This is a genomic window from Paenibacillus sp. 1-18 (genome assembly GCF_000520755.1).
GTDB classification, from domain to species: Bacteria; Bacillota; Bacilli; order Paenibacillales; family Paenibacillaceae; genus Paenibacillus; species Paenibacillus brasilensis.
In genome coordinates, this window is the sequence record NZ_ASSB01000253.1 from 1 (window position 1) to 877 (window position 877).

Annotated in this window: 1 protein-coding gene; it reads left to right on the forward strand. The window is 44.9% G+C overall.

Annotated features, from left to right (window positions below):
* The coding region (locus L693_RS0116220; RefSeq protein WP_081752156.1) for an IS3 family transposase at positions 1–859 on the forward strand (859 nt) is incomplete at its 5' end.
* Positions 860–877 lie beyond the last annotated feature (18 nt).

Sequence of the window (877 nt, forward strand, 5' to 3'; positions counted from 1 at the left end):
CGCTGATCATGGGACGAAAGTAGCCATCATCCAGAATAATCGTGATAAATACTCGGTATCAGCAATGTGTGACGTCCTGCAAATCGCAAGAAGTACATTTTATTATGACGCCCAAGAACGAGCCGCTGAAGACGATGTCACCGAAGCTATTGTGGATATCTTTCACAAGAATCGAAAAGCCTACGGCACACGCAAGATCAAAGTGAAGCTCCATGAGCGTGGGTTGATCGTCTCCAGACGTCGCATTGGCCGCATCATGAAAGAGCAAGGGCTCGTTTCCACCTACACGGTGGCACAATATAAGCCCCATAAAACCGCTTGTAATGAAGCGGCTCCAGCTAATATACTGAACCGCGAGTTCAATCAAACGGAAAGCAAACGTGTGGTGGTCAGTGATCTAACCTATGTCAAAGCCCAGAACGAGTGGCACTATATTTGTGTGCTCCTCGATCTGTTCAATCGAGAAATTATTGGCCATAGTGTTGGTCCCCATAAGGATGCAGCACTGGTTTCCCGCGCCTTTGCGACCGTGAAAGGCGATCTGAGTCAGATTCAGTGGTTTCATACCGACCGTGGCAGCGAATTTAAAAATCAAAAGATGGATGAGCTTTTAGAGACATTTGAAATCGGTCGATCACTGAGTAAGAAAGGCTGTCCGTATGATAATGCCGTGGCCGAAGCCACTTATAAAATCATGAAAACAGAGTTCGTGAACCAGATGAACTTTCAGAGCCTTCGTCATCTGGAACTGGAATTATATGATTATGTCAACTGGTTTAACAAACATCGTATTCATGGAACTTTAGGCTATATGACGCCTATTCAGTATCGCCTTGCAGCCCTTAAAAAAGTTGTTTGATTTACTGTTGACAATCCA